Source organism: Microcoleus pseudofavosus SVA1_A4 (assembly GCF_036700565.1).
GTDB lineage: Bacteria > Cyanobacteriota > Cyanobacteriia > Cyanobacteriales > Microcoleaceae > Microcoleus.
In genome coordinates, this window is record NZ_JAUBPE010000018.1 from 1 (window position 1) to 25,115 (window position 25,115).

Here is a 25,115-nt window from a genome sequence, read left to right on the forward strand (position 1 = left end):
TTCTTGCACCCTTACTACTTTTTTGGTCGGAAAACCCATACACTGTTTACTTTTCTCACTGATTCAGCAAGCCCTAATTAGCTTTAAATAAAGAGAAATTAAACTTTACTAACTTAGAGGTATCTCTTCACCAAAATCTATTCGGCAAATCCCTAAGAATGACTTTGAGTTCTGGTTCATCAACCCGCTTAATTGCTTTAGGAATACTGACCCACTGCCGCTTTCTCTTATAAGCTTCAGGCCAATTTTCCACAACTGTTTCTACTTGCAGTAAAAATACATCGACTTGCCAAATACAGCCAGACTTATAGTATTCATAAGTTCCCATCAAATCAGGAAACACTCGACCCAATAAACCTGCTTCTTCCCAAGCTTCCTTGGCTGCGGAATCTTCGGGAGTCATGTCAGGTTCAATTAAACCTTTCGGTATTACCCAGCGCTTACCTCCCGACGAAGTAATTAGCATTACTTCTATGTTTCCGTCTAGAATGCGGTAGGGAATCACCCCGGATTGTTCCACCAATACAATGGTTCTGCTACTCATAATTTGTGCAAGAGATTTGGATGCCAAAGCTGCTTCAACTCGATCGGCAGTTCAAGACTAAAAACAAAAATTGCAGCGTGATTTTACAGAACTTACGCACGCGAGGTCAAAAACCCGGTTTCTGAGTAGCTGGTAGGGTGCGTCGCCCGAAACAATCCTCAATCGTAGCGACAATCGATGAGCGACGCACCTGACTACGCACGCGAGGTCAAAAACCCGGTTTCTGAGTAGCTGGTAGGGTGCGTCGCCCGAAACAATCCTCGATCGTAGCGACAATCGATGAGCGACGCACCTTACAAAATTTACTTACCTAATCTTTTTTCGCCTTAGCCTCCAAACTTTCCATACGACTCCTCAAATCTTGATTCTCCTTTTTCACCTGGTCTAATTCCTCCCGCAACTGCTTTACCGCTGCATCAGAACCAGCATTTTTCTGCACTCTTTGCACAGCTTCATCAGCCATGCGGCGGACGCGGCCGTCAGGAGTTTGGTCAGCTAAAGAACGCAAAATGCGAATTGCTTTGCGAGTTTCCATTTGTCCTAACCCCGCTACGACAGATACTTGAGTCAAGAAAAACGTCTCTCTAGACAATTCTGCCAATCGCTGCAAAATCCGTTCTAAATTGACCTTGGTTTGACCAGTCGAAATTGTGCCCAAAGAGCGAATTGCAGTTAAGCGCAAAGCTTGCGGAGTACCCGCAGCAGTGTATTTCAAAATTAGATCCAGCGCATCTTCAGAAGTTTTCATTTGCGCCAAACCGGCGATCGCCCCCGATCGCACAACCTCATTCCACCCCTGACGCTCTTTCAGCACCAATTTTAACTCTTTCAGTACCTGTTCGTCGGTCGGTTTTTCGTCGGGGTTAGCCCCTGCAATTCCGCCAAGAGCACTCGCTGCGGCCGCTTCTACGTAATAGCTGGCGTCGCCTTTTTCGACGATCGATCTCAGCGCTTTATAAGTTTCGTGAGTTTTGATTTTACCCAGCGCATTCACTACAGCGCGGCGAACCCTAGCATCTTTATCCTTCAAACCAGCTACTAAACCATCAAAAGCTTGGTCGAGTTTAATTTCAACTAAGTGACCGGCGACTTCGGCGCGCACGGCCCAAAACTGCTCTTTCTTGAGAACTTCTGACAGCGTTTTCACGGCTTCCAATCCTCCCTTTTTCGCCAAAGCTTGGGCGGCATAAATCCGGGAAACCGGGTCGGGATCGAACTGCAACTGAGCTTTTAGTTCGGCAACTGCATACTCTAACACAACAGTTTTTAAGTATTTATTCCCGACATCGAAACTGATAAAGGCGGGCTTCTCTTCGAGAGGGAAATAGAAACTTTGCTCGCGTTCGTAGACTCGCACTGTGAAAGTTTTTAGCTTGGCTGAACTGTCATCGCCGTCTTCTTTGTCCGGCTTGTAACCGAAGCCGATCGGAATTTTCAGGTCAAAGACATCTTTGCTGTTGCCGCTGTCATTTTTGCTATCTTTTACCTGGGTTTGAGTGACGGTAACTTTTGCTAATTTGCTGTCGCCGTCCCAGGAATAAGCAACCTTATAATCTGGATGGCCGCCGCGATAAACGTACTGGTCAAACAAAAACATGAGATTGCGACCGGTAGCCTTTTCTATTGCTCTGAGCAAATCGATCGTTTCCACAGTTTTGTGAGCGTTATCCCGCACAAAAGTGTGAATTGCTTTGTAAAATAAGTCATCGCCCAACTCGGCGCGAATCATGTGATAAACGCAAGCGCCTTTTTCGTACAAATGGCGATCGTACAATTCAATGGCTTCGCGGTAAACGTGAGTAACGATCGGGCGGCGGTAGCGGGAACTATCTTCAGCTAAATAATTGCGGGCTTCATTTAACATATAGTAAGCCGCGTCTTCTTTGCCATATTCTTTGTCAGTCCACAGCACCTCGGAATAAGAAGCCATGCCTTCTTTCAGCCAAGCATGAGACCAATGTTTAATTACTACTAAATCACCGAACCACTGGTGAGCTAATTCGTGGGCGACTAAGCTTTCAGTACCTCGATTGTCGAGGGTGGCGCGTTCGTCTAGCAAGCACCTATCTGTCAGCAAAGTGGTCGAAGTATTTTCCATACCGCCGAAGATGAAATCATCGACGCAGACTTGAGCGTATTTGGGAAAAGGGTAAGGATAGCCAAATGCTTTAGAGAAGAATTCAATCATTTGAGGCGTTTTGCCCATGCTGCGCTTAGCGTCTGCTTCGCGGCTTCTTTCCACGTAATAATTAACTGGTTTGCCGTTCCATTCGTCTTTGATTTCGGCGAAATCTCCGACTGCTAAGGTCATTAAATACGTCGGGTGTACCTGGGTTTGCGACCAGTGATAAATTTTATCGTCGCCGTCGTTTTTTGTGCTAATTAATTCGCCGTTGGAAATCGCAAAAAATTGTCTCGGAACTTGCACTCGAATTTCGGAAGTTGCCAACTGTCCGGGATAGTCGAAACAGGGAAACCAGAAGCGGGAATCTTCGTCTTCGCCTTGAGTCCAAACTTGTGTTGGTTTGTCTGGATAGTGTTTGTCCGGGCCCACGAAATAGAGGCCGCGCTGGGGTTTTTCGACCGAGTATTCGATCGCAATTGTAATTGGTTGGTACGCTTCTGTTGGTTCGTGCAGTTGAATTTGCAGCACTTCGCCGTCGCTGTCGAAATTTTGCTCGGTTTCGCCAACTTTTACCGATTTAATGTTCAGGTTTACCGCATCTAAGGTTAATTTGTCAATACCGCTGCGGACTGGATTGATGCGGATGCTGCAAGTGCCGCGAAAGCTTTGTTTGGGAATATTCAGCACTAAGTCGAGGAAAATGTGCTCTACTTGACCGGGGCGATCGGGGTTGTAGTGGGGCCGGGCACCGGGCATCTCGAAGGATTTGTGACCGTTTTCAGAATCAAAGTAAGTGTGTGACATTATGATGGCAAAGTTGTGAGTCGATCGGCGATCGCTGGCAGCGCAGATCCGGCTGAACTACCAGCTTATTATAGAGTAGCGCGTCCTAGTTGCTGTTGTCGCTAACTTATTAAAAACTGAGTCGATCGTGGTCGGGATGGAAAATATGATTTTTTCGCTACAATATCAGCAAGGCTAATGTCTGCAATCATCAGCCTGCAATTGAAATTGAGAGGGAAATCTGCATGACAGCTACACTATCAGTTCCCAGTTCGCTCGAATCTTGGCTGGGCGACGAAGCGGAAGACTTGCTCACCCATCAAGCGAAAGTTTCTAAAGATTTGTTGCACCTGCCGGGCCCGGATTGGGTCGATCGCAGTTTCGCTCAAACCGATCGATCTCCCCAAGTTTTGCGATCGCTTCAGCAACTCTATTCTAGCGGACGCTTGGCAAATACCGGCTATTTATCCATCCTGCCGGTAGACCAAGGAATCGAACACTCGGCGGCAGCTTCTTTTGCACCGAATCCCATCTATTTTGACAGCGAAAACATCATCAGACTAGCAATCTCTGCTGGCTGCAATGCTGTCGCGACAACGCTGGGAGTTTTGGGAAGCGTATCTCGCAAATACGCGCACAAAATCCCTTTCATTCTCAAACTCAATCACAACGAATTGCTGACTTATCCCAATCAATACGACCAAATAATGTTTGCTTCTGTCGAGCAAGCTTGGAATTTGGGAGCCGTTGCAGTGGGAGCAACAATTTATTTTGGTTCGCCGGAATCGACGCGACAAATCCAAGAAGTCAGTCAAGCTTTTGCTCACGCTCACGAATACGGAATGGCGACAATTCTGTGGTGCTACCTCCGCAACGATATTTTTAAACAAGACAAAGATTATCACCTTGCAGCGGATTTAACCGGGCAAGCAAATCACTTGGGAGTGACAATTCAAGCTGACATTATCAAGCAGAAATTGCCCGAGTGCAATAACGGCTACGAAGCTGTTGCTAAAGCAAGCGGCAAGAGTTACGGCAAAACCGACAAGCGCGTTTATTCGGATTTGACAACGGATCACCCGATCGATCTAACTCGCTATCAAGTGCTCAACTGTTATGCGGGAAGGATGGGTTTAATTAACTCCGGCGGTGCTTCGGGAAAAACCGATTTTGCCGAAGCACTTCGCACGGCGGTAATCAACAAACGCGCTGGCGGCTGCGGCTTAATTTCCGGCCGCAAAACTTTTCAGCGGCCCTTTGAAGAAGGTGTAAAATTGTTCCACGCCATTCAAGACGTTTATTTGTCGCCAGAAATCTCGATCGCCTAAAAATTCACAGTGCAGAGATTTGCTTCAATATCACAACCTAAACGTAGGGTGCGCACTGCGCACCTTATAAGTTGCAACTTAGCTGTAATATTAATACTAGCTCAACACATATAGAGACACACTATATAATTTTAAAATGCCCCACAGCGTTGTTTTAAACCTGCTGCCAGTTGCACCAATTCCATCTCAGTTTTTAACGGGACGGCATCTCCACGCTTTATTTTTGAACCTTGTGAGTGCTGTAGACACCGATTTGAGCGCGTACCTGCACGACCAATCTAATGAAAAAGCTTTCACTTTAAGCCCTTTCCAAGTAAGCAGAAAAGAGGCTTACAAAAGCAGCACACCGCAGATCCAAAAGAGAGTTTTGCCGACTGCTTCGCGCACTATTTCGCAGGCTGTACAGTGGGATTACAAGCAAGCAATTCACGAAAATACGCCGATTTGGTGGCGCATTTCTCTGCTGGATGACAGTTTGTTCGATCGCCTAACTCAACTTTGGCAGCAATTGAATTTCGAGATCCCTTGGCATCTGGGCCCGACAAATATATACATTACTAATATTGTGAGCGAACCGCAATCAAACCAGCCTTGGGTGAACTTTTGTACTTATGCCGAACTGTTCGATCGAGCTTCAGAAACTGAGCGCGTCATTGCTTTTACTTTTTGCACTCCTACTAATTTTAGGCAAGGTGTATACGATAGTGCTATGCCAAGTAGAGAAAGTGTTTTTGGCAGTTTGGCCAACCGCTGGAACAAGTACAGCAGCATTGCGATCGAACCTACTTTCACAGAAGCTATTTTCCCCAGTTTCTTCGATATCCGAACCGAAGTGAGTACCGATTCTCGAAGTAAATTTATTGGCTGCGTCGGCGATGTTAGTTACCGAATTATGGGAGATGTTAATCCGGTTGCTATCAAGCAAATTAATGCTTTAGCTGATTTTGCGCTTTACAGCGGAGTCGGGCGAAAGACGCCGATGGGTATGGGAATGACGCGCCGGTTGCAGGATTTTTAATCATTCACTTTTTGGCTGAATTTCACTGACGATTTCATAAACATCAGTGTCGGGAATTTTCGCAAACAAAGGCGTCATTTGCTTCAATATTTCCTGATAAGCTTGGCTTTGATTGGCGGCCATCTCTTCTACGCTTTCCCAAAAAATGATGGCAATACCTTTGTCAGTATTGGGCAATTGCAGCAAGTACGCTCCCTTAAAACCTGTAGCATAAGTTGCGACGGCTTTTTCAAAAAGTTCTTCTGCTTCTTTAAATTTTCCTGGTTTAAATTCGCCAATGGCAACGTAGGCAAACTGATGTCTGAGAAAGTCTAGAAATTCTGACATATCCTTTTCCTCAAAAAATCGCGATACACCAAGTTATATTTTACCCGATCGGCGGATTTTTGTGAATATCGCTGTTTATAAGTTTATCGACCTAAAAAAACCTAACAGCGATCGATCTTTCGATTATTCTGCTCTATCTAACCAAACCATTAAATCGGATAAACTAGAAAATTCGGCTATCTCCTCCACCAAACTCTCTAATTGCTCAACCGATAATTCCCCAATCCGCGAAACTACATCGGGATTTACTGCTCCTACACGTCGCTCCAGCAGACGCAAAATTAATGCTCTTTGGCCTGCTTTAATCCCTTCTTGCATCCCTGCTTGACGGCCTTCTTGCATCCCTGCTTGGCGGCCCGCTTGCATCAATTGAATCCTAGCTCGCTCCAAACCTTCTTCTATCCCTCTAGAAACTATTCCCCGCTGTTCTTCGATCGCCGCTTCTTGGGCTTCCATATCCTGGAACTCTTTCAAGCTTAAGTTAGCCTCATTGGCAATTTGAAAAGCTTTTTCTAGTTCTGGAACTGTTTCCATTGTGGCTGGGATTGTTTCTAAATCGGGAGTGTGCTTCATAAAATAAATCCATTTATCAGTCAAAGTTGTGAGTGCGTTTAACTCTTTTTTGAACTTCGGCAATTCGACAAAAAACATTTCTACTTGGAGATGGGTATAATCAAATAGTTTCTCTTTTTCTTTGAACACAAAATGAGAAATAACATCAGGTTGTTCTTTAAACATTTCAAAATCAGTAATCGTCAAAGCAATTACTGGTTTTAATCTAGGATAACCTTCTCTGATTTTGAGTTGATTGGCATAGGTTTTGGCTAGGTTGTAGACGACTCGTTTTTCAAAAGCGGCTACATTTAAAACTTGCATTTCAATAATTACCGTCTTGTTGCCGGTAATTCGAGCTTTGACATCCAAATAACTATCTTTGAGTCCGCTAACGGTAGCAGCCGAGTAAGGGTCAATAATTTGTAAGTCTTGGATGATTGGCTCACCGGCGTAAATTAGAGCATTTAAGAAGCTGATCAGGATATCTTGGCTGTCGGTGGAACCAAATATTTTTTTGAAGGCAAAGTCTGTTTTAGGGCTGATAAATCTCATGATATTTTTCCTAATCTGTTTTATTGATTTATGAAAGATTTTGATGAAGTGCGATCGCTTCGGGGTTGCGAAAACTGGGTAGCTGCAATAGCCCACTTGAATTTATGATAATACGGGTGATATAAATTTAACATACAAGTAAAAATAAAGCCAACAAAAAAGTAACAAAAATGACCAAAATATTAGTAATAGAAGACGATAACTTGATCCGAGAAACCGTATTAGAACTTCTGGAATCTCGCGGTTTTGAAGCTGTCGGCGCCGAAAACGGACAAGTGGGTATCCAGTTAGCCACCGCCCAAATTCCTGATTTAATTTTGTCTGATGTCATGATGCCCGAACTAGACGGTTTACAAGTTTTCGCGGTTTTGCGATCGCACCCTGCAACCGCCAGCATTCCGTTTATTTTTATGACGGGTTCAGAAATGGAAAAAGCTCTCGAACTCAAAGCAGACGGCTATCTCAAGAAACCTTACAGCATAGCAGAAATGCTCGGGGCGATCGCAACTAAACTAGAAAAACCGACAGTTAGCAACCCAAAACATCAAAAAGTACCGGACAATTCTGCGCCATCAAATCTCAGCTTGCGCGCCTGGAATCAAAAATCTCGGTTTGAGATTGCGTCGGTTTGCTGGCAATGACACGCACAGTAACGTTATTGATACATAAGTTGAGGGAATTTCAAATTGCTTCCAGCCAGAGGTGGCTTAGACTGGGTATGTTGAATTTGGTTAAAAATTTATGAACGCACAACCCAAAGGCCGCCTAGTTTGGAATCACTCTACCCACCTTCCCGGTTTGATACCAATTTTACAGCGGCTCACCCTAAAAATGGGCATTCAAACCGTTACTCCAGGCGTCATCAACAAAGTTAAAGGACACATCCCCCGCATGACATTAAGAGTGTCAGTACCCATTCGCGGGGGATTTAAAATCATTGCCAGACAGGGCACAACCGTACAAGAAGTCTTTATATTAACCACTCTCAGTCAAGGGGACTTGGAAGAGACGATCGCCCTAACCCTAGCCAAGTGACAATCTTTGTTTGGCCAGCATTGCCCGGGCTCTAACTGAAGCAGTTTCGTCGCGATCGACAATTTCGTCAAGTCTGGCCGAAACTTCCGCTAACCAATCCGGTTTAACAGTCGCAGCACCCGCCAAAGCTTGCAAACCCCCCGCTGCTGCGTAGCGAACCACCCATTCCGGGTCTCGGGACGCTTGCAGCAGCGTTTTAACAGCGCGAATTTGAGCCTCTAAAACTTGCTCTGCCGGCATAAGTTCCCAGCAAATCGTCCCCAAACCCCTAGCCGCCGCCCGCCGCACGCTCAAAGCAAAGTCATTCGCCGCTGCATCGAGCAAAATCTCCAAACCCCTGGGATCGCCAATGGCGGCCAAAGCCCGAACAGCCCAAGCTCTCGCCCCGTAATTGTAGCCGTCAAGCTGTTCTAGAAGCGGCAGCACCGCAGGTTCTCCGAGTTGAATCAGCCCGTCAACGGCGGCAACAGCGGCGCCTGGGTTGTTGTAACCGAGCACTGTAATTAAGGTAGGAATTGCTTGTTTTGAGGGAGCCGCCGCCAGTGCTTTGACGGCGTTTAACAAGCCCTCGGAAGAATCTGCTTGTTCGACAGCCTGAATTAGTTCTAATGCCATTTACTTATAAACTGTACCGTGACCATTGTAATTGTAGGTTGGGTCGATCGCGCGATCGAACCTTTTGTAGCCTCACCCATCAACATTCTCATCTATGCCGTAGGGACACAGCAGTGCTGTGTCCTGCCTAAAATACAGATATGCCGTAGGGAAACAGCACTGCTGTGTCCTGAATATAAGCTGTTCTGGATTTAAATTGTATGTTAAAAAACAATCAAACTCTTGTGGGGTGGGCCTCCCGCCCGCCCTGAATATACAATTTAAATGCGCGACAGCTTACTGTGTCCTGAATATACGGTAGACCATTGAGAATCGCTACAGCAATCGTATTTCAGTTGTGAACTAATTTTTTTCACAGTAAACTATCCATTAACTTCATAACTTGAATAGCTTCATCTGACAAAGATAGAGATGCTTGTTGTTCGAGATGATGCTCCAAAACTCCTTTCAGCGCAATCAATTTTATGCTATTTTCTGCTAAAGTCTCAGAAATAGCTTGCGCTCCCGGCAAATAGCCGATCGCCCCCAAGTCCATCAAAGCCGATCGCCTCAACTGCAAATTATCCCCATTCAAAGCACTTACCAACCGCTCTCCGTAAACCCGCTCACCAGTTAACTGATACATCGCCCGCGCAGCAGCGTACTGCACCCGCTCCACAGAATGTTCTAAAAAAGGTGAAATTAGCGGTATGGCCTCTATCGCTTGCAGCGTTCCCAAAGCTTCAATTACCGAGTCGTAAGGCTCCACTAGATGCGATTTTTCCGGCACTCGCACCGCCACCGAAATTCCCCCATCTAAGAGTTTCATTAACGGTGGAATAGAATCGCGATCGCCCAGCATTTCTAGAGCTTGAGCCGCCGCTTCCCGCACGTAATAATCGGCGCATTCCAAACAGCGAATCAGCGCCGGCAAGGCTTGTTTATCTCCCAATTTACCCAGGGCCCGCGCCGCATTTCGCAATAGGGAATAATCGCCTATTTTTGTTTGTTCTGACTCTTCTTGCAATGCGGCAATTAAAGCTGCAATAGCTGCCGGTTCCTTGACTCTAAACCTGCCAACCCACCAAGCAGCATAATACCGGAGACTGTAATCTTGGGAGTGCAAATTTGCGATCGCCTGTTCAACAGTTAAAGACTCGCCCTCAGCTACACCCGCCGGCGGTGAGTCGGATTCGTAATAATCCATAGTCATTAGTTATTAGTTATTAGTTATTAGTTATTCGGCGATTGAAATCGCTGCTACCCAGACAAAAGCTGCAAGGCTAGGGTTAGGGAAACTCGGCGATTAAAATCGCTACTAAACAGACAAAACCCGCCTGCGCGGGTTGCATTAACTCTTAGTCGTCTTGGAGTGGACGAAAGTTTGTGTAGCAGCGATTTCAAGAGACTGTTGGCGAATTCGCCGAGGGTGTTACCCCTCACCTCTGGGAGGCAGTTTTCCGTTCACTATTGGTAGTTAATAGCTATATGGTCAATTAGACATTTAGTCTAGAACCACTATTTTTAGGGGTGAGGGGTGAAGCCCTTTATTGATTCGCCAACAGTCTCTTTCAATCGCCGCTTTTAGCTTGTGTAGGAGCGATTTTCATCGCCCGTTCTAGCTTGTGTAGGAGCGATTTTCATCGCCCCTGCTACCAAACTATTCGTGCTCACCCGATGGTTCATGGGATGATTCATGGGATGATTCATGGGATGATTCATGGGATGATTCATGGGATGATTCATGGGATGATTCTGCACTCGCGCTTAAAGGATGAATGCTGACAATTTTCCCGCCCATGCGAGTAACCCGCTGCATTTCGTGATTCATCCGATTGTAAGGCACGGTGATAAATGTACTCGCGCTCGATCGAATCGAATAATCCACATTATTTGTTTCATCGCTTTGGCGCAAGCCCACAACTTCATACCGAAAGCAGCGACCAGCCGAAGCTGTATTGCCACTTTTTCCAGCTACAATTTGACCCAACATAAGCTTCTTGGTAATTGGTAATTGGTCAGTAGTCCTTAGTCCTTAGTCCTTAGTCCTTAGTCCTTAGTCCTTAGTCTCTCGTTCAGAATTTATGCAGAACCTAATTATGTAGGGCTCTCTGCACACCGCACCTTACGCAGAACCTTAGTATGTAATGACTAATGACTGATAACTAACAACTAAATTGGAGTAATGCTGGCGATTTTCCCGCCCATGCGCTGAAATTTTTGCATTTGCGAAGACAAATCATCAACTGGTACGATAAACGCCTTGCTGCTGCGGCGCACGCTGGGATAGCCACCAGTGCGAATTCCCGAAACTTCCACGCGGAAAAGCCGCCCTTCTTTACCGTAAGCTGCCGCGCCACCGAAACCGCTGGCGGGAGTTACGTTTCTCGCAGAAGGCCGATATGCCCAACCTTCGTTACCGCCAGAAGGCCCAACTACAGCCGTAGCGCTGTTAGTGCCGAGTTCGACAGCTAAGCGAGAGTTATTGCCTTCTAGTTGAGATGTATCGCTGTTTGCATAGCCGCGATACAGCCGGAACATCCGGGTAAAACCAACGGTTTTTTGCCCGCGCTGCGTGTTAAAGCCGCGGTAGTAAGGCACGATATTCTCGCCAAAGTTTTCTTGATACTCCACTGAATCGATGTAAGAATCAATATCAGCGTCGTAGCCTTGTGTTTGGTACAAATCTAAGTGCTCAACTACTTCAGATTCGTCGTAGGGAGCGCGACCGAGCAAGTGTTTGTAGTTTAGTTCTATCGTCCGAGTTTGGAAGCTGTTGTAGAAAAACTTGGTTTTGTACAGTTCTGACTTAGCTACAGCGCGTACAAATTCTCGTACCGTCAAACTCCCGTCCCGCAGCAAAGACTCGGAACTTATAAGTCGCTCGGATTTCATTAAATAGTCGTTGCCCAGCACCTGACGGTAAACGGCACGAATCACAGTTTCAACGTCGTCTTTGCTGTAGTTCGGGCGCAATTCTACCTTCGGCGCATCGCTCAATGCGGATGTTCCCAGTCTAGACGCTGCTGTCGTAATCGCCACCAGATTTTCTCCTAAATTATTAATGACCAAAGTTTAATGCTTTGTTGCACTTGAAATTTTTAGGACTAAGGATAATATGCCTCAAAGTAGGGTGCGCCGTGCGCACCTGCTCAAAGTAGGGTGCGCCGTGCGCACCTTACCTATACACATAAATTTGAAGAATTTTTTAGCCTTAGTCCTAATTTGCTAAAGACGTTTTTTTGAAACGTCTTTACAAACTTTAAGCTGTGGTAATACTTACCACTTTGCCGCCACGTTTGTTGATTTGCTGCAAGCGGCTCGAAAGTTGCTCGTAAGGCACGAGATATTCGGTAGTAGTCCGCCGCACTTGGGGCGAAAACTTAGCCGCACCTTGCATTGCGGTGACTCGGTAGAGTTGGTCGCGAGAACCGCCGGAATTGCCGCCTAGGGTTTTTCCGGTGGAGGGGGTATAGATGGGCGAAGCCGTATTTCTGGCAACTTCCCAGGTTAGCCGCGCTTGCTTTTGGTTTTGGGCGCGATCGCTAGAAGCAAAACCCCGGTACAATTGAAACATCCGGTTAAAACCGACGGTTTTTTGACCTCTTTGGGTCGCGAAACCGCGATAGTAAGGCACTATACTTTCGCCAAAATTTTCTTCATACTCAACTGAGTCAATGTAAGAATTGATTTCAGCTTCGTAGCCTTCTGCATTGTACAAATCAACGTGGAAAGCAATTTCCGACTCGTCGTAAGGAGCGCGGCCCAACAAATGCTTGTAATTAAGCTCGATTAACCGCGTTTGCGAGTTCGGGTAAAAAAACTTTTTCCGATAGGTTTCGGAATGTGCAATTGACCGCACAAAATCTTTCACTGAAATCTGCCCTTGCAGCAGCAGAGATTCAGGACTGGTAACTCGTTCGCTCGACATTAAATACTCGTTGCCGAAAACTTGGCTGTAAGCGGCGCGAATTACTGCTTTCGCATCGTCTTGCGTCCAGTGGGGGCGCAGTTCTACCCGTCCCGCTTCTTCAAATGCTTTTATTCCCAACCGTTCTGCTGCACTTAATCCCGCCATCTTCGCTTCTTCCTTTTTTGCTTTAAAAACTGATAACTGCTTAAAAAAAGTATTTGGAAAACTCGGCTTAGATCGCAGATGCCCGGAATTCTAAACAACCGCTAACAATCAAGCTAACAGTAGCTTACAATTCCGGGCATCACGCAAATCTAGCTCAGGGCGTTGATTGCGTAGTCGATGTAGGAAGTCGCTTCAGTTGCAGCGTCGCCACTCAGACCGTGGTTGGCTTTGATGTACTTGAGAGCTTCAACGTACCAGCTAGGAGACAATTCAAATGTCCGGTTGATTTCGTCAACACCTGCAATCAGGTACTCGTCCATCGGACCGGTGCCGCCTGCAACTAAGCAGTAGGTTACCATCCGCAGGTAGTAGCCGATGTCGCGAGCGCACTTGGCTTTACCGGTTGGGGTAGAAGCGTAGTTCGGGCCTTGCATTTGTTGGGTGTACGGGAATTTGTTGTACACAGCTTGAGCTGCACCGTCGATCAAGCGCTGAGAGTTGGCGGTCAACGCTTTGGCTGCCTCCAAACCTGCTGCGGCTTGGCGGAAACGGCCGAAGGCGACTTGCAGTTCAGTGCTGCTCAGGAAGCGGCCTTGAGAATCGGCTGCGGTTACTGCTTCAGTCAAAGGGGTTTTCATTGTTCTGGTTTCTCCCTAATGTTGTGTTGTTTTTGTTGTACAAAAATGATTGTTTGCAAAAATGCGATGCTCGCTATCTTTACAAGAAATGTTCGCTTGGCTATTTTTAGCCGACTGCACTGGCTGCGCGGTCGAAGTAGCTGCCGATTTCAGACATCAGCGAGCTGCAATCACCACGGGTAACGCCGTTGGGGTCGTTAGCAAGCGCGATTGCTGCTTCCTTCATTTTTTGCACGCCGGCTGCAACCGAGCCACCGGGAACTCCCAGAGCTTGGTAGGTTTCGCGCAGACCGTTCAAGCAGCGGTCATCCAAAACGCTGGCGTCGCCTGCAAATGTTGCATAGGTGACGTAGCGCAAGATGATTTCCATATCGCGCAAGCAAGCTGCCATGCGGCGGTTGGTGTACGCATTGCCACCAGGAGCGATCAGTTGCGGCTGTTCGGCAAACAGGGTGCGAGCTGCATTGGCGACGATGCTGGATGCGTTGCCGGTGATGCGGTTTACTGCGTCAATCCGCTTGTTAGCGTCGGAAACCATGCTGCTGAGAGCATCTAGTTGGCCCTGAGCTAGAAATTCGCCCCGAGCGTCAGATTGGGAAACCACTTTTGTAAATGCGTCAAACATGAAAGAACTCTCCTACTTGAGTTAATTGAGTTTGGTTGCGGTATAAAACCGTTAAGTTAAATTTGTTCAGGCTGCTAGTGCCTGCAAGGGTTGAAATTTGATGCCAGCTAATCTGCTGCTTCGATCGATCTCTCCCTTTCCGCTACCTGCACTATTGTTACATTGCAACGGACGTTTAAGAAACCTTAGAAAATTTTACACCTTTTATGAGATGCGACAAACCTTGTCAATCAGTGTTTTTGTTAACTTTGGCCTGTCGTTTCAACCCTCTGATAACTTTATACAATGCTCGCCCGCGTTTGTTTATTACAAATTATTACAGGAACTTATCTCTCAGAGAAGGTAAATTGGGGTTGGGCGAGAGGTGGCAAATATCCTCCCTGCGGTAGATGCGCGGGTGCAGATATAAACCCCTAGTCTGGTTTTATTACCGTGCTGTGGCGGTGGAACCGCCCCAAACCATCGAGTCGGGCATCGCCTCTGTGGACTTTCCCACGAAAAACCGAATTGTTAAGAAGAGTTAAGCAAATTAACGTTTGGCTAAAACAAGGTATGGGGAATAGGGAAAAAAGCAAAAATTCTGCCCCAGCCAGGATGCAGGCAGAATTCGGTAGGTAAAATCCAATCTTATTGCGACCCCGATCGCCACAGCCACAGCTTTTGCCCGAAATATCATCATTTACAGACTAAACTCAGCCGTTGGGCCTTGGGTAAAAGCGGAAGAAATTGCTAATTTTTAGTAGTAAGGTGGATAAGTGCTATCAGCGGTAGGTCTACAAACGGCGCGATCGAGCAGCCAGACGCAATGAAGTTAAAAGCTTTTTGCTTCCCCGGCATCGAACCGCCCAAAACCAATCCCAAGTTAAACAGTTTTTTATTCAGAACTCAAAACTTAAAACTTTCTTACTGTAATCAGCCAGATGGATCGGCTGTAGCTGTCCGGCCGCAACCACCTTTATGCCCCATGACCGATCGTAATTTATGTCTTCAAATTCTCCCTCTTCTTGGCACACCGTAGCAATTGACCAAACTCTCCAGCAGCTAAGCAGCAACAAAGACGCTGGCTTGAGCAGCCAACAGGTGTCAGAACGCTTGCAGCAATACGGCCCCAACGAACTAGAAGAAACAGGAGGCCGCAGTCCGTGGTCGATTTTTGTCGATCAGTTCACCAATATCATGTTGTTGATGCTGATGGGTGTGGCCGTGATTTCGGCTTTTTTGGACATCAGGTCGAATACTTTTCCCAAAGATGCGATCGCCATTTTTGCGATCGTCATACTCAACGGCATTCTCGGCTATTTCCAAGAGCAAAGTGCTGAAAAAGCCCTCGCAGCCCTCAAAAACCTCGCTTCCCCCCTAGTCAGAGTCCTGCGGGGCGGCAAAACTTCGGAAATAGCAGCCAAGGAACTCGTACCCGGAGACGTGATGCTGTTAGAGGCTGGGGTAAAAATAGCAGCAGACGGACGGTTGATCGAAGCATCAAATCTGCAAGTTAGAGAATCTGCTTTGACGGGAGAAGCTCTAGCAGTTACCAAGCAAGCAGACCTAGAACTTCCAGAAGATGCTTCCTTGGGCGATCGGCTCAACGTGATTTTTCAGGGAACAGAAGTTGTTCAGGGACGAGCAAAGGCGATCGTCACCAACACCGGAATGCAAACTGAACTGGGCAAAATTGCCGCCATGCTTCAGTCAGTAGAAAGCGAACCGACTCCCCTGCAACAGCGGATGGGCCAGTTGGGAAATGTTCTAGTGTCCGGTGCCCTAGGCTTAGTCGCAATTGTCGTCATCGGCGGCATGATTACCTTCCAAAACGGCAGCATCGGTTTCGATACCAGCAGGTTTGAAGAACTGTTAGAAGTTTCTCTCAGCATGGCTGTGGCTGTGGTTCCCGAAGGACTCGCAGCAGTCGTGACAGTTACTCTGGCACTCGGAACTAGGCGGATGGTGAAGCGAAACGCCCTGATTCGCAAACTGCCTGCTGTAGAAACTTTGGGCTCGGTAACAACCATTTGTTCCGACAAAACAGGTACTCTGACTCAAAATAAAATGGTAGTGCAGCTAGTGTCTACGGGCGACTGCACTGTCAGCGTCGGAGGCGACGGCTATGCCCCGATCGGAGATTTTACCGATCGCCATACATTGACCAAAATTAATAATTTAGAAGAATACCCAGAACTCGAATCTTTATTAATTGCCTGTGCAGTTTGCAACGACGCAGTATTGCAGCACGAACAGCAAGAATGGAAGATTTTGGGCGACCCCACGGAGGGAGCTCTGCTTTGTTTAGCGGGAAAAGCAGGCATTTATAAGGAAAAACAGTCTCAATTGCTGCAACGCAGGGCGGAGTTTCCTTTTTGTTCCGAACGCAAGCGGATGAGCGTGATTTGCGAAGTGCCCGGACATTCGGGACATTCGGGATTTCCCTCGGACAAAGGACAGCAGCAGAATTATTTGATGCTGACCAAAGGTTCTCCAGAATTGACTTTGGAGCGCTGCAAAGGCATCATAATCGGCGATCGAGTTGAACCTTTAACTCAGGAAATGCGCGATCGCATCCTCGCCGAAAACAACAATATGGCAAGCGCAGGTTTGCGAGTCCTCGGGTTTGCATATAAAATCTGGGAAAACGTGCCGCCAGAAGGTTCTGATGAAACCAGCGAACAAGAGATGGTGTGGCTGGGACTCGTGAGTATGCTGGACGCCCCGCGCCCGGAAGTGCGGGAAGCAGTGGCGAAGTGCCGCGATGCAGGGATTCGGGTGGTGATGATTACAGGAGACCACCAGTTGACAGCAAAAGCCATCGCCTACGATTTAGGTATTGCTAAAGAGGGCGATCGAGTTCTCACCGGTCAAGAATTAGAAAAGCTCAGCCAAGAAGAACTCAAACAGCAAGTCGAACAGGTTAGCGTTTACGCCCGCGTTTCCCCAGAACACAAATTGCGCATTGTCCAAGCTTTGCAAAGTTGGGGCAAATTTGTCGCAATGACCGGCGACGGCGTTAACGACGCCCCCGCCTTGAAACAAGCCGATATCGGCATCGCCATGGGGATTACCGGCACCGATGTCAGCAAAGAAGCTAGCGATATGGTACTCCTCGACGACAACTTCGCAACTATTGTCGCCGCCGCTGAAGAAGGGCGAGTGGTTTATAGCAATATTCGCCGCTTTATTAAATACATTTTGGGTAGCAACATCGGCGAAGTTTTGACAATTGCGGCCGCACCTTTAATGGGTTTGGGAGGAGTGCCGCTGACGCCACTGCAAATTTTGTGGATGAACTTAGTAACAGACGGCGTTCCCGCTTTGGCCTTGGCTGTGGAACCGGGGGAACCGAACGTGATGAAAAGGCCTCCTTTCAGTCCGCGAGAAAGTATTTTTGCGCGGGGTTTGGGTTCTTACATGATTCGGATCGGGATTATTTTTGCAATTTTGACGATCGCGATGATGTCCTGGGCTTACGGATATACTACAAACCCCAACCATGTCGGAGATCCCGATGCTTGGAAAACAATGGTGTTTACAACTCTTTGTTTGGCGCAAATGGGTCACGCGATCGCAATTCGGTCTAACACTCAGCTAACTATTGAGTTAAATCCCTTCACTAATGTTTTTGTGTGGGGGGCTGTAATTGTGACTACTATTCTGCAATTGATGCTGATTTACGTTCCGCCGCTGAGAGCATTTTTCGGCACTCATTATTTAACGGCGTTTGAATTGATGGTTTGCTTCGGTTTCAGCGCCCTGATGTTTGTCTGGATTGAAATGGAAAAACTGTTCGTGCGCTTTTACAAATCTCGAAAATAGTGTTAACTGCTGACGAATACTGAGCGATATTTCATTATTAGCTATAACCCTCGCATTTGGCACTATTCTCTCTTCACATCCGCCAGGGGTTGCAACCCCTGGCTCACAGCCAAAGTCATCGCTATGAAAACTCAATAGATTGTGTCACAATTAAACATTTATTAGTTCGTTATAATGTGATTGCGAGCGCAACGCTCGGCGAAAATCGCAATCGTAAAGGCGATCGGTGGCCAACCTGTAAGGTGCGCCCGGTCGTTCACCCTACGATCGGTGTATTACTAATTACCAATTACCAATTACTAATATTATGTATTTGAAAACGCTGCACCTACGGCAGTTTCGGAACTACTTCGATCAAAAGGTAGCCTTTGACGCTCCCAAAACCATTTTAGTAGGAAACAACGCTCAAGGAAAATCTAACTTGTTAGAAGCGGTAGAGTTACTTTCTACATTAAAAAGCCACAGAGTAGGGCGCGATCGCGATTTAATACTCGACTCAAAGCCGATCGGGCAAATAGATGCTACACTCGAACGCCAAACCGGAGCGATCGACTTAGCTTTAACTCTTCGCTCTGGGGCGCGCCGGATATGCAAGCTCAACGGCGAACCGCTGCGCCGCCATTTAGACTTTTTGAGCGTCTTAAATGTAGTGCAATTTTCTTGTTTGGATTTGGACTTAGTGCGCGGCGGGCCCGAAGGAAGGCGCAATTGGATCGATCGCCTAGTCATCCAGTTAGAACCGATTTACGCTCACATTTTGCACCAGTACAATCAAATTTTGCGCCAGCGAAACGCTCTATTGAAACGTTCTAAAGCAATCAGGAAAGCGGAATTTTCAGAAAGTTTTGACAAAATACAATTTCTTGCACCCGAAAGTCTCGAACCGGAAAATAAAGAAGATTTACCAATTCCCAACTCCCAATTCCCCATTCCCAGTTCAGAATTAGCTTTGTGGGACGCGCAGTTGGCGACAGCGGGGGCTCGCGTGATCCGCAGGCGCGATCGAATTTTGGAGCGTTTGATGCCTTTAGCTCGAAATTGGCACGGTTCAATTAGCGGTTCAGCAGAAGTTTTAGATGTGAAATACGATGCTAATATTGAAGTAAGTTCGGAATTAATCGCTAAAGACAATCTCGAAGGAGTGCGGCAAGCATTTTTAGAGAAAATTCAAAAAAGGGCGATCGCAGAACAGTTTCAAGGAACAACTTTAGTCGGCCCCCACCGCGACGATATTACATTTACAATTAACAGTACCCCAGCTCGTCAATACGCTTCCCAAGGCCAGCAGCGAACTCTGGTATTAGCATTAAAATTAGCCGAATTGCAGCTTATTGAAGAAGTCGTCGGCGAAGCACCTTTACTCTTGCTCGACGACGTACTTGCAGAACTCGATCTGAGCCGGCAAAATCAACTTTTAGAAACAATTCAAGAACGATTTCAAACACTGATTACTACAACTCACCTAGGCGCTTTTGATGCTCAGTGGCTGCGACAAACCCAAATTCTCTCCGTCGTTGCCGGACAAATCAATCGATTTTAGATGTTAGATTTTAGATTTTAGATTGACAAATTTTCTGTTTCATGGTAAGAATGCAAAAAATTTGAAAAATTGGCATTATTACCTCACTTTGAGATAGGATAAAGGTTAATTTTGATTGCCGCTTTCGCTTCCATTTTTCTAACCCTTGTCAACGACCCAGGTCTAAAGACACTGGGCTTCTAGCCTAAGACTTAAACCACAGTTGACCAGACTAAGTACCTCGCGTACTACGTTAACGGTAAGAGTTTAAAGACCTACCAAGGAATGCGAAGCTAGTTCCTTGCTCTAGAAATTTAGGATTAAACAGACTTATTGGGTTAAATCAGTGTCCTAGATATAGTACCGGCCGTTAACTTTGTCGAAGCTAACATTACCCCGAAAGGGAGGCTCATAAAAGAGCGAACATTATGCGTACAGGGTTGCGAAGTTTGAGATGGTAATTGTCCCATCGAAAGTACACTACAAAAGTACACCGAATCTAGCAATCCCAAGGCGGTAATGGAAAGATTCACGCCGGTTTCAACCGCCGAGTCGTTTCCCTCTCAGCACTCTTCGTGACTGAGTTTCCCACTTACCGAATTTTTTATGAAGCATTACATTTCCCGTCTGTTAGCTCTGGTATTAGTTGTTGTCATCGGCATAGCGGGCTGTACCAATGTTCCCGCCACTCTGAGTGGAGATTACGGCCAAGACACATTAGCATTAGTGAAGAGCTTGAGAACAGCGCTCACTTTGCCAGAGGGCGCGCCGGAAAAAGCAGCCGCTCAAGCCGCTGCTCGCACAAGTATCAACGATTTTTTTGCTGCATACCGCCGCGATCCCGCTCTTACCAAGCTGGCATCTTTCACGACAATGCGCACGGCATTAAACTCTTTGGCAGGACATTACAGTTCCTATCCCAACCGTCCCGTTCCTGAAAAGTTGAAAAAGCGTCTTGAGTCAGAATTTCAGCAGGTAGAAGCTGCTCTCAACAGAGGATCTTAATCTCACAATTTAGGATAAAGGATAAATTTTAATAATTCATCTTTCATCCTTGATATTTGAGTGTTAACAATTTTTAGTAGAAATATCAACTGCTTTTAGCGCCCACTGTACCCTGGCGCTTTTTTCAGCAGCATTTAGTGAAAAAATACTGAAAAATTGAACTGGATATGAGATCGAATTCGGGCTTTTTATCCCGTTTATTTTTGAGTCCGCGAAGGCGCGTGCCTGCGCGCAAACACTTAGGCAGAGGAAAGTTTGTATAACATAGCAGCGGTTTAATCACCGAGTCTTATCTTGCCCGTCCTTATTGAATTTAAATAGCCGCCAGATAGAATTTGCATTGTGCGATCGACTTGTGCCATAACTAGGTCAACCGAAAAAAGTAGAAAATTTGTAGCTGCTTGTTGAGCGCGATCGGCTATCGGGCGATCGCTACCCAATTTAAACCAGAAAACCCCATTCAATTCTCCCATGAAAATTGCACCAACTCGCATCGCGAATTTTCAACACCAGCGACGCTTTTTAAGTGCGGTAACTGCTGTTTTTACCAGTAGCTTCATCAGCCAGCTTGTTTGGCCGTTTATCGAAACTCAACCAGCTTTTGCCGAAACATCAGCCTATTGCCAATTATCCAAAGAACAGGTAAATCAAAAAGAAGACTTGCGCCGCGCCGCCCTGTCAGGAAAACGGGAATCTCAGCAAGCATATTTTGCTGTTTTGAGCAAACACGCGCGGGAAATAGCAGAATGCCGCCAAAAAACTTGGCCCGAAACCCAAGCAATTTGGCTGCGTTTGTATCCCTGCGATGTCAGACCCGGAGAAATCGATCGGGTATTAGACAAAGTTGTGAATAAAGGCTACAACCAAGTCTATATAGAAACATTTTATGACGGTCAAGTGCTGCTACCAGTCGCAGACAATCCTACGGCTTGGCCTTCTGTTTTGAGAAATCGCGGCTACGAGAAATACGACTTGTTAGAAAAGGCGATCGCCAAAGGCAAACAGCGAGGTTTAAAAGTATACGCCTGGTTATTTACCATGAACTTTGGCTATACCTATTCTCAGCGTTCCGACAGACAGCAAACCCTCGCTATCAACGGTAAAAATCAGACAAGTTTAACAGTAATTGAAGGCGCAGCACTTAACGAGGACTTCGGAGAAGTTCCGGGCAATCAAGCCTTTATCGATCCGTACAATCCACAAGCACGGCAAGACTATACTTTGTTAGTAAATCAAATAGTCAAGCGCAAGCCACAAGGAATGTTATTCGACTACATTCGCTATCTACGGGGCGTCGGGCCCGCTTCAGTTGCTACCAAAGTTCAAGACTTGTGGATTTACGGCCCAGCATCGCAGCAAGTTCTTTTGCAGCGGGCTAACAATCAGCAAGGGCGAGATTTAATTCAGCGATATTTGACTAAGGGATTTATCAATCCTAATGACGTTCAAGCAGTAGTCAAACAGTATCCAACTGAGCGAGAACCTCTTTGGCAGGGGCGAATTCCGCGACCGATACCGGTAGCAACTCCAGTTTCTCGAAGGGAGAATGCCGCATCAAGATCGGTCTCAACAACTCCCGCCGCTAACAAGCCAAACCCTGCAACTCCAACATCAAAACCTACACCGCCGCTTCCCGATACCGGCATTCTGCAAAAAGACCTGTGGAAACTGAGCGTTGCTCACGCAGTCCAAGGGATTTTAGATTTTTTGGGAATAGCAATTCAACCAGCTCAAAGAATGGGAATTCCTGTAGGAGCAGTGTTTTTTCCCAGTGCAAATCAAACGATAAATCAAGGGGGATTTGATTCGAGATTGCAGCCTTGGGACAATTTTCCGGCTGCTGTGGAATTCCACGCCATGTCTTACGGAAATTGCGGGGATGTAAGCTGCATTGTACCACAGGTGCAGCGGACAGTAAGTTTAGCGCCTGCGGGAGCAAAAATTATTCCTGCCATTGCTGGAGATTGGGGAAAACCTCTGAAAAATCGGCCGTCTTTGGAGATTCAAATGCGGGCAATTCGCTCGGCGACGCCGCAAATTAATGCCGTGAGTCATTTTGCTTTTGGGTGGCAAGAACCGGAGGATGAAAGGGCACGGCAAACTTGCCGATTGTAGATAAGCTGTAGGTTGTAGAGATGCGGTTCGTGGCGTCTCTACAAGAGAGTATTTGTGCGATAATATTTGAGAATGTTTCTTTCTGTTAGGATCGTCATCCCAGTTTTAATAGGACAATACAGAATCTGAATAAATGTTAGTACAAAGGAGTATTTCCTATGGTAGATCAGCCTGAACCCTACAACCAATTATCTAACCAAGATACGACACTTGATGAACTAAATTTCATGCCAGAGGAAGAAGATAATGATGCTGAAGCCTATGAAACAGATAAACTGATATACGATCCCGATCAAATTAATATTTTCACCCAAGAACCAACCATCGAGCTACTCCTAAGAAGAATCAATGAGGAAGCTCTCGATTTAGCACCGGACTTTCAGCGCCATGCAAACATCTGGAAAGATGACGCGAAAAGCAGACTAATTGAGTCGATCCTGATTCGGATACCATTACCCGCTTTTTATATAGATGCAACTAATGAAGATAAATGGTTAGTCGTGGATGGATTGCAGCGGCTATCTGCTCTCAAGCAATTTATAAGCGATAAAAAACTGAAGTTATGTGGACTAGAATACTTGATCAATTTAGAGGGCAAAAATTATGATGAAATTGAACGCAGATACCAGCGTCGAATAGAGGAAACTCCGGTTACAGTTTATTTGATTGGAAAAGGTACGCCTCCTGAAGTTAAATATAATATTTTCAAACGGATTAATACAGGTGGATTGCCGATGTCTCCTCAAGAACTCCGCCATGCTCTCAACCCCGGTAAGGCCACAAAGTTTTTAGCTAAGTTGGCTCTTTTACCAGAATTTCAGCAAGTTACTAATATTAGCAAATTGCGTAAAATGCGGATGGATGACAGAGAGTTTATACTGGGATTTCTAGCTTTTACACTTACATCTTATCTAGATTATAAAAATGACACAAATGACAACAGAAATGTGTTTTTAAGTCGCGCTTTATTTAAGGTAAATAATTTGCATGAAGAACAATTAAATACGATCGAAAAAAAATTTAAAAAATCTATGATGGCAGCGTTTGAAATCTTCGGTACAAGTGCTTTTCGTAAAATATCTCACAAGCAAAAGAAGCGGTATCCAATTAACAAAGCATTGTTTGAATGTTGGTCAGTTACTCTCAGTCAACTTAAGGAAGAACAAATTACTGTATTGAAACAGCAAAAGCAGAATTTAATTGAAAAATTCATCTATTATGTAGATAACGATCCAGATTTTCTAGCATCTATATCTCAGGCTGCTGACAAAATAGAGTACCGATTTAGAATAATTGAACAAATAATTAACGAGGTGCTTGCATGATTACTTCACTAAATTTGCTTAACTTCAAACCTTTTGCAAATCAATTATTAGAATTCCGAAACTTGACTTTATTTTCTGGTCTAAATAGCACTGGTAAATCTTCGGTATTGCAATCGTTCCTGCTACTGCGACAATCTTATCAACAGGGTTTATTACCACAAAAAGGGTTGTCGCTTAATGGGGACTTAGTGAAGATTGGTACTGCTCAAGACGCACTGTTTGAAGGAGCTAAAGAGGAATTAATTGGTTTTGACATTGTTTGGGAAAACAACAGCAAGGGGGTATGGACTTTTAAATATGACAAAGAGGTAGATGTGTTGAACATTGATTCGGAACAAGTTAGTTCAGAAGTGTATCAATCGAATCTTTTTGGTAAGAACTTTCACTACCTTCAGGCAGAACGGATCGGGCCGCGTCCATTTAATGAAATGTCAGACTACCAAGTACGACAGCTTGACCAACTCGGTATTAAAGGTGAATATACTGCACATTTTCTTTCTGTGAAAGGGGGTCAAGTTATTCCTAATAGTAGTCTCAGCCATCCTGATGTAAAATCAAAGATTGAACCAGGTGATGTTCAAGTAAAATCAATGGAGTTGATAGACCAAGTGGAGGCGTGGATGGGAGAAATTAGTCCGGGTACGCGACTCAAAATTGAGGCAAAATCAGATGTCGATTTAATGAGTTTTCAATATTCCTATGGAGATAGCAATCCTTACCGTGCAACTAATGTGGGATTTGGAATTAGCTACATTTTACCGATTATTGTAGCGGCACTTGCATCAACACCTGGTACAATCATTTTAATTGAAAATCCTGAAGCGCATCTCCATCCGAAAGGACAAGTTAAAATGGGTCAATTATTAGCTTTGGCGGCTAGCGGTGGCGTTCAAATTGTAATAGAAACTCACAGCGATCATGTTTTAAACGGGATTCGCCTTGCGGTTCACGGGGGCAAACTTGACCCGAAAGATGTTCGGTTGCATTACTTCCAGCGTCAAAATAAAGAAGGACAAGCTGTGACTGAGGTAATATCGCCAAAAATCGATCGCAACGGACGAATTGATCGATGGCCGGATGGTTTTTTTGATGAGTGGGACAACAGTTTGGAGATTTTGTTGGAACCTGCGGTGGAAGGAGAATAA

The 25,115-nt window shown here is 45.8% G+C and carries 23 protein-coding genes; 11 read left to right on the plus strand and 12 right to left on the minus strand.

What is annotated here, in order from left to right; genetic code table 11:
• Positions 1–127: 127 nt before the first annotated feature.
• Together QUA02_RS10070 and QUA02_RS10075 are read right to left on the minus strand one after the other, a co-directional pair.
• Positions 128–544 carry an NUDIX hydrolase gene (locus QUA02_RS10070; RefSeq protein WP_333027152.1) on the minus strand — a complete coding sequence of 139 codons (417 nt, stop codon included), beginning with the start codon at positions 542–544 and terminating at the stop codon, positions 128–130.
• 310 nt (positions 545–854) lie between these two features.
• The gene (locus tag QUA02_RS10075; RefSeq protein WP_333027153.1) at positions 855–3,473 is read right to left on the minus strand and encodes a M1 family aminopeptidase; all 2,619 of its coding nucleotides are present in this window, start codon (positions 3,471–3,473) and stop codon (positions 855–857) included.
• 224 nt (positions 3,474–3,697) lie between these two features.
• On the opposite strand from QUA02_RS10075, the gene QUA02_RS10080 reads away from it, so the two are divergent.
• Together QUA02_RS10080 and cas6 are read left to right on the plus strand one after the other, a co-directional pair.
• Positions 3,698–4,780: a class I fructose-bisphosphate aldolase gene (locus QUA02_RS10080; protein ID WP_333027155.1), complete on the plus strand. Its 1,083-nt coding sequence runs from the start codon at positions 3,698–3,700 to the stop codon at positions 4,778–4,780.
• A 136-nt stretch (positions 4,781–4,916) separates the two neighbouring features.
• Positions 4,917–5,798, plus strand: coding sequence for a CRISPR-associated endoribonuclease Cas6 (cas6, locus tag QUA02_RS10085; protein ID WP_333027156.1), 882 nt, complete (start codon positions 4,917–4,919; stop codon positions 5,796–5,798).
• Here cas6 and QUA02_RS10090 read toward each other — a convergent pair whose 3' ends face one another.
• Positions 5,799–6,125, minus strand: coding sequence for an antibiotic biosynthesis monooxygenase (locus tag QUA02_RS10090; protein ID WP_333027158.1), 327 nt, complete (start codon positions 6,123–6,125; stop codon positions 5,799–5,801).
• 123 nt (positions 6,126–6,248) lie between these two features.
• Positions 6,249–7,232: an Rpn family recombination-promoting nuclease/putative transposase gene (locus QUA02_RS10095; protein ID WP_333027160.1), complete on the minus strand. Its 984-nt coding sequence runs from the start codon at positions 7,230–7,232 to the stop codon at positions 6,249–6,251.
• 170 nt (positions 7,233–7,402) lie between these two features.
• Here QUA02_RS10095 and QUA02_RS10100 point away from each other — a divergent pair, with 170 nt between their 5' ends.
• Positions 7,403–7,873 carry a response regulator gene (locus QUA02_RS10100; protein ID WP_333027161.1) on the plus strand — a complete coding sequence of 157 codons (471 nt, stop codon included), beginning with the start codon at positions 7,403–7,405 and terminating at the stop codon, positions 7,871–7,873.
• 100 nt (positions 7,874–7,973) lie between these two features.
• Positions 7,974–8,267: a DUF2103 domain-containing protein gene (locus QUA02_RS10105; protein WP_333027162.1), complete on the plus strand. Its 294-nt coding sequence runs from the start codon at positions 7,974–7,976 to the stop codon at positions 8,265–8,267.
• On the opposite strand, the gene cpcF is transcribed toward QUA02_RS10105, so the two are convergent.
• Positions 8,256–8,882: a C-phycocyanin alpha-cysteine-84 phycocyanobilin lyase subunit CpcF gene (gene cpcF / locus QUA02_RS10110; protein WP_333027163.1), complete on the minus strand. Its 627-nt coding sequence runs from the start codon at positions 8,880–8,882 to the stop codon at positions 8,256–8,258. The two genes, QUA02_RS10105 and cpcF, sit on opposite strands and share 12 nt — an antisense overlap.
• An 18-nt stretch (positions 8,883–8,900) precedes the next feature.
• On the opposite strand from cpcF, the gene QUA02_RS10115 reads away from it, so the two are divergent.
• Complete coding sequence (locus tag QUA02_RS10115) at positions 8,901–9,077, plus strand: hypothetical protein (RefSeq protein ID WP_333027165.1); 177 nt, start codon at positions 8,901–8,903, stop codon at positions 9,075–9,077.
• Between the two features lie 157 nt (positions 9,078–9,234).
• Here QUA02_RS10115 and cpcE read toward each other — a convergent pair whose 3' ends face one another.
• The 6 genes from cpcE to cpcB form a co-directional block, all read right to left on the minus strand.
• Positions 9,235–10,074 carry a C-phycocyanin alpha-cysteine-84 phycocyanobilin lyase subunit CpcE gene (gene cpcE, locus QUA02_RS10120; protein ID WP_333027166.1) on the minus strand — a complete coding sequence of 280 codons (840 nt, stop codon included), beginning with the start codon at positions 10,072–10,074 and terminating at the stop codon, positions 9,235–9,237.
• Positions 10,075–10,521: 447 nt separating this feature from the next.
• On the minus strand, positions 10,522–10,854 hold the full coding sequence (gene cpcD, locus QUA02_RS10125; protein ID WP_333027168.1) for a rod-capping linker protein CpcD: 333 nt from the start codon (positions 10,852–10,854) through the stop codon (positions 10,522–10,524).
• A gap of 179 nt (positions 10,855–11,033) precedes the next feature.
• Positions 11,034–11,903: a phycobilisome rod-core linker polypeptide gene (locus QUA02_RS10130; RefSeq protein WP_333027169.1), complete on the minus strand. Its 870-nt coding sequence runs from the start codon at positions 11,901–11,903 to the stop codon at positions 11,034–11,036.
• Between the two features lie 220 nt (positions 11,904–12,123).
• Positions 12,124–12,939 carry a phycobilisome rod-core linker polypeptide gene (locus tag QUA02_RS10135; protein ID WP_333027171.1) on the minus strand — a complete coding sequence of 272 codons (816 nt, stop codon included), beginning with the start codon at positions 12,937–12,939 and terminating at the stop codon, positions 12,124–12,126.
• Positions 12,940–13,088: 149 nt separating this feature from the next.
• Positions 13,089–13,577: a C-phycocyanin subunit alpha gene (gene cpcA, locus QUA02_RS10140; protein ID WP_172185445.1), complete on the minus strand. Its 489-nt coding sequence runs from the start codon at positions 13,575–13,577 to the stop codon at positions 13,089–13,091.
• A 106-nt stretch (positions 13,578–13,683) separates the two neighbouring features.
• Positions 13,684–14,202: a C-phycocyanin subunit beta gene (cpcB, locus tag QUA02_RS10145; RefSeq protein WP_333027173.1), complete on the minus strand. Its 519-nt coding sequence runs from the start codon at positions 14,200–14,202 to the stop codon at positions 13,684–13,686.
• Between the two features lie 981 nt (positions 14,203–15,183).
• Between cpcB and QUA02_RS10150 the strand changes: the two genes are divergently transcribed.
• The 3 genes from QUA02_RS10150 to psb27 all read left to right on the plus strand — a co-directional run bounded on the left by QUA02_RS10150 (position 15,184) and on the right by psb27 (position 20,530).
• Positions 15,184–18,006 (plus strand): cation-translocating P-type ATPase, encoded by a 2,823-nt coding sequence (locus QUA02_RS10150; RefSeq protein WP_333027177.1) that lies wholly within the window; start codon positions 15,184–15,186, stop codon positions 18,004–18,006.
• Between the two features lie 307 nt (positions 18,007–18,313).
• A complete protein-coding gene (locus tag QUA02_RS10155; protein ID WP_333027178.1) occupies positions 18,314–19,546 on the plus strand; it encodes a DNA replication/repair protein RecF in 1,233 nt (410 codons plus the stop codon).
• Between the two features lie 585 nt (positions 19,547–20,131).
• The gene (gene psb27, locus QUA02_RS10160) at positions 20,132–20,530 is read left to right on the plus strand and encodes a photosystem II protein Psb27 (protein WP_333027180.1); all 399 of its coding nucleotides are present in this window, start codon (positions 20,132–20,134) and stop codon (positions 20,528–20,530) included.
• Positions 20,531–20,805: 275 nt separating this feature from the next.
• On the opposite strand, the gene QUA02_RS10165 is transcribed toward psb27, so the two are convergent.
• On the minus strand, positions 20,806–21,003 hold the full coding sequence (locus tag QUA02_RS10165) for a hypothetical protein (protein ID WP_333027182.1): 198 nt from the start codon (positions 21,001–21,003) through the stop codon (positions 20,806–20,808).
• Here QUA02_RS10165 and QUA02_RS10170 point away from each other — a divergent pair.
• From QUA02_RS10170 to QUA02_RS10180, 3 genes are all read left to right on the plus strand, one after another.
• On the plus strand, positions 21,002–22,645 hold the full coding sequence (locus QUA02_RS10170) for a family 10 glycosylhydrolase (RefSeq protein WP_333027183.1): 1,644 nt from the start codon (positions 21,002–21,004) through the stop codon (positions 22,643–22,645). The two genes, QUA02_RS10165 and QUA02_RS10170, sit on opposite strands and share 2 nt — an antisense overlap.
• A gap of 158 nt (positions 22,646–22,803) precedes the next feature.
• A complete protein-coding gene (locus tag QUA02_RS10175; protein ID WP_333027185.1) occupies positions 22,804–23,970 on the plus strand; it encodes a GmrSD restriction endonuclease domain-containing protein in 1,167 nt (388 codons plus the stop codon).
• A complete protein-coding gene (locus QUA02_RS10180) occupies positions 23,967–25,115 on the plus strand; it encodes a DUF3696 domain-containing protein (RefSeq protein WP_333027188.1) in 1,149 nt (382 codons plus the stop codon). Before QUA02_RS10175 ends, QUA02_RS10180 begins: the two co-directional genes overlap by 4 nt.

Bases quoted from the DNA above. Each gene is read 5' to 3' on its own strand.
- QUA02_RS10150 (WP_333027177.1), top strand. From the start codon at position 15,184: ATGTCTTCAAATTCTCCCTCTTCTTGGCACACCGTAGCAATTGACCAA.
- cpcF (WP_333027163.1), bottom strand. From the start codon at position 8,882: ATGGCATTAGAACTAATTCAGGCTGTCGAACAAGCAGATTCTTCCGAG.
- QUA02_RS10155 (WP_333027178.1), top strand. From the start codon at position 18,314: ATGTATTTGAAAACGCTGCACCTACGGCAGTTTCGGAACTACTTCGAT.
- QUA02_RS10090 (WP_333027158.1), bottom strand. From the start codon at position 6,125: ATGTCAGAATTTCTAGACTTTCTCAGACATCAGTTTGCCTACGTTGCC.
- QUA02_RS10170 (WP_333027183.1), top strand. From the start codon at position 21,002: ATGAAAATTGCACCAACTCGCATCGCGAATTTTCAACACCAGCGACGC.
- cpcA (WP_172185445.1), bottom strand. From the start codon at position 13,577: ATGAAAACCCCTTTGACTGAAGCAGTAACCGCAGCCGATTCTCAAGGC.
- cpcE (WP_333027166.1), bottom strand. From the start codon at position 10,074: ATGACTATGGATTATTACGAATCCGACTCACCGCCGGCGGGTGTAGCT.
- QUA02_RS10100 (WP_333027161.1), top strand. From the start codon at position 7,403: ATGACCAAAATATTAGTAATAGAAGACGATAACTTGATCCGAGAAACC.
- cas6 (WP_333027156.1), top strand. From the start codon at position 4,917: ATGCCCCACAGCGTTGTTTTAAACCTGCTGCCAGTTGCACCAATTCCA.
- cpcD (WP_333027168.1), bottom strand. From the start codon at position 10,854: ATGTTGGGTCAAATTGTAGCTGGAAAAAGTGGCAATACAGCTTCGGCT.
- QUA02_RS10080 (WP_333027155.1), top strand. From the start codon at position 3,698: ATGACAGCTACACTATCAGTTCCCAGTTCGCTCGAATCTTGGCTGGGC.
- QUA02_RS10095 (WP_333027160.1), bottom strand. From the start codon at position 7,232: ATGAGATTTATCAGCCCTAAAACAGACTTTGCCTTCAAAAAAATATTT.
- QUA02_RS10175 (WP_333027185.1), top strand. From the start codon at position 22,804: ATGGTAGATCAGCCTGAACCCTACAACCAATTATCTAACCAAGATACG.
- QUA02_RS10075 (WP_333027153.1), bottom strand. From the start codon at position 3,473: ATGTCACACACTTACTTTGATTCTGAAAACGGTCACAAATCCTTCGAG.
- psb27 (WP_333027180.1), top strand. From the start codon at position 20,132: ATGAAGCATTACATTTCCCGTCTGTTAGCTCTGGTATTAGTTGTTGTC.
- QUA02_RS10105 (WP_333027162.1), top strand. From the start codon at position 7,974: ATGAACGCACAACCCAAAGGCCGCCTAGTTTGGAATCACTCTACCCAC.
- QUA02_RS10135 (WP_333027171.1), bottom strand. From the start codon at position 12,939: ATGGCGGGATTAAGTGCAGCAGAACGGTTGGGAATAAAAGCATTTGAA.
- QUA02_RS10165 (WP_333027182.1), bottom strand. From the start codon at position 21,003: ATGGGAGAATTGAATGGGGTTTTCTGGTTTAAATTGGGTAGCGATCGC.
- QUA02_RS10070 (WP_333027152.1), bottom strand. From the start codon at position 544: ATGAGTAGCAGAACCATTGTATTGGTGGAACAATCCGGGGTGATTCCC.
- QUA02_RS10180 (WP_333027188.1), top strand. From the start codon at position 23,967: ATGATTACTTCACTAAATTTGCTTAACTTCAAACCTTTTGCAAATCAA.
- cpcB (WP_333027173.1), bottom strand. From the start codon at position 14,202: ATGTTTGACGCATTTACAAAAGTGGTTTCCCAATCTGACGCTCGGGGC.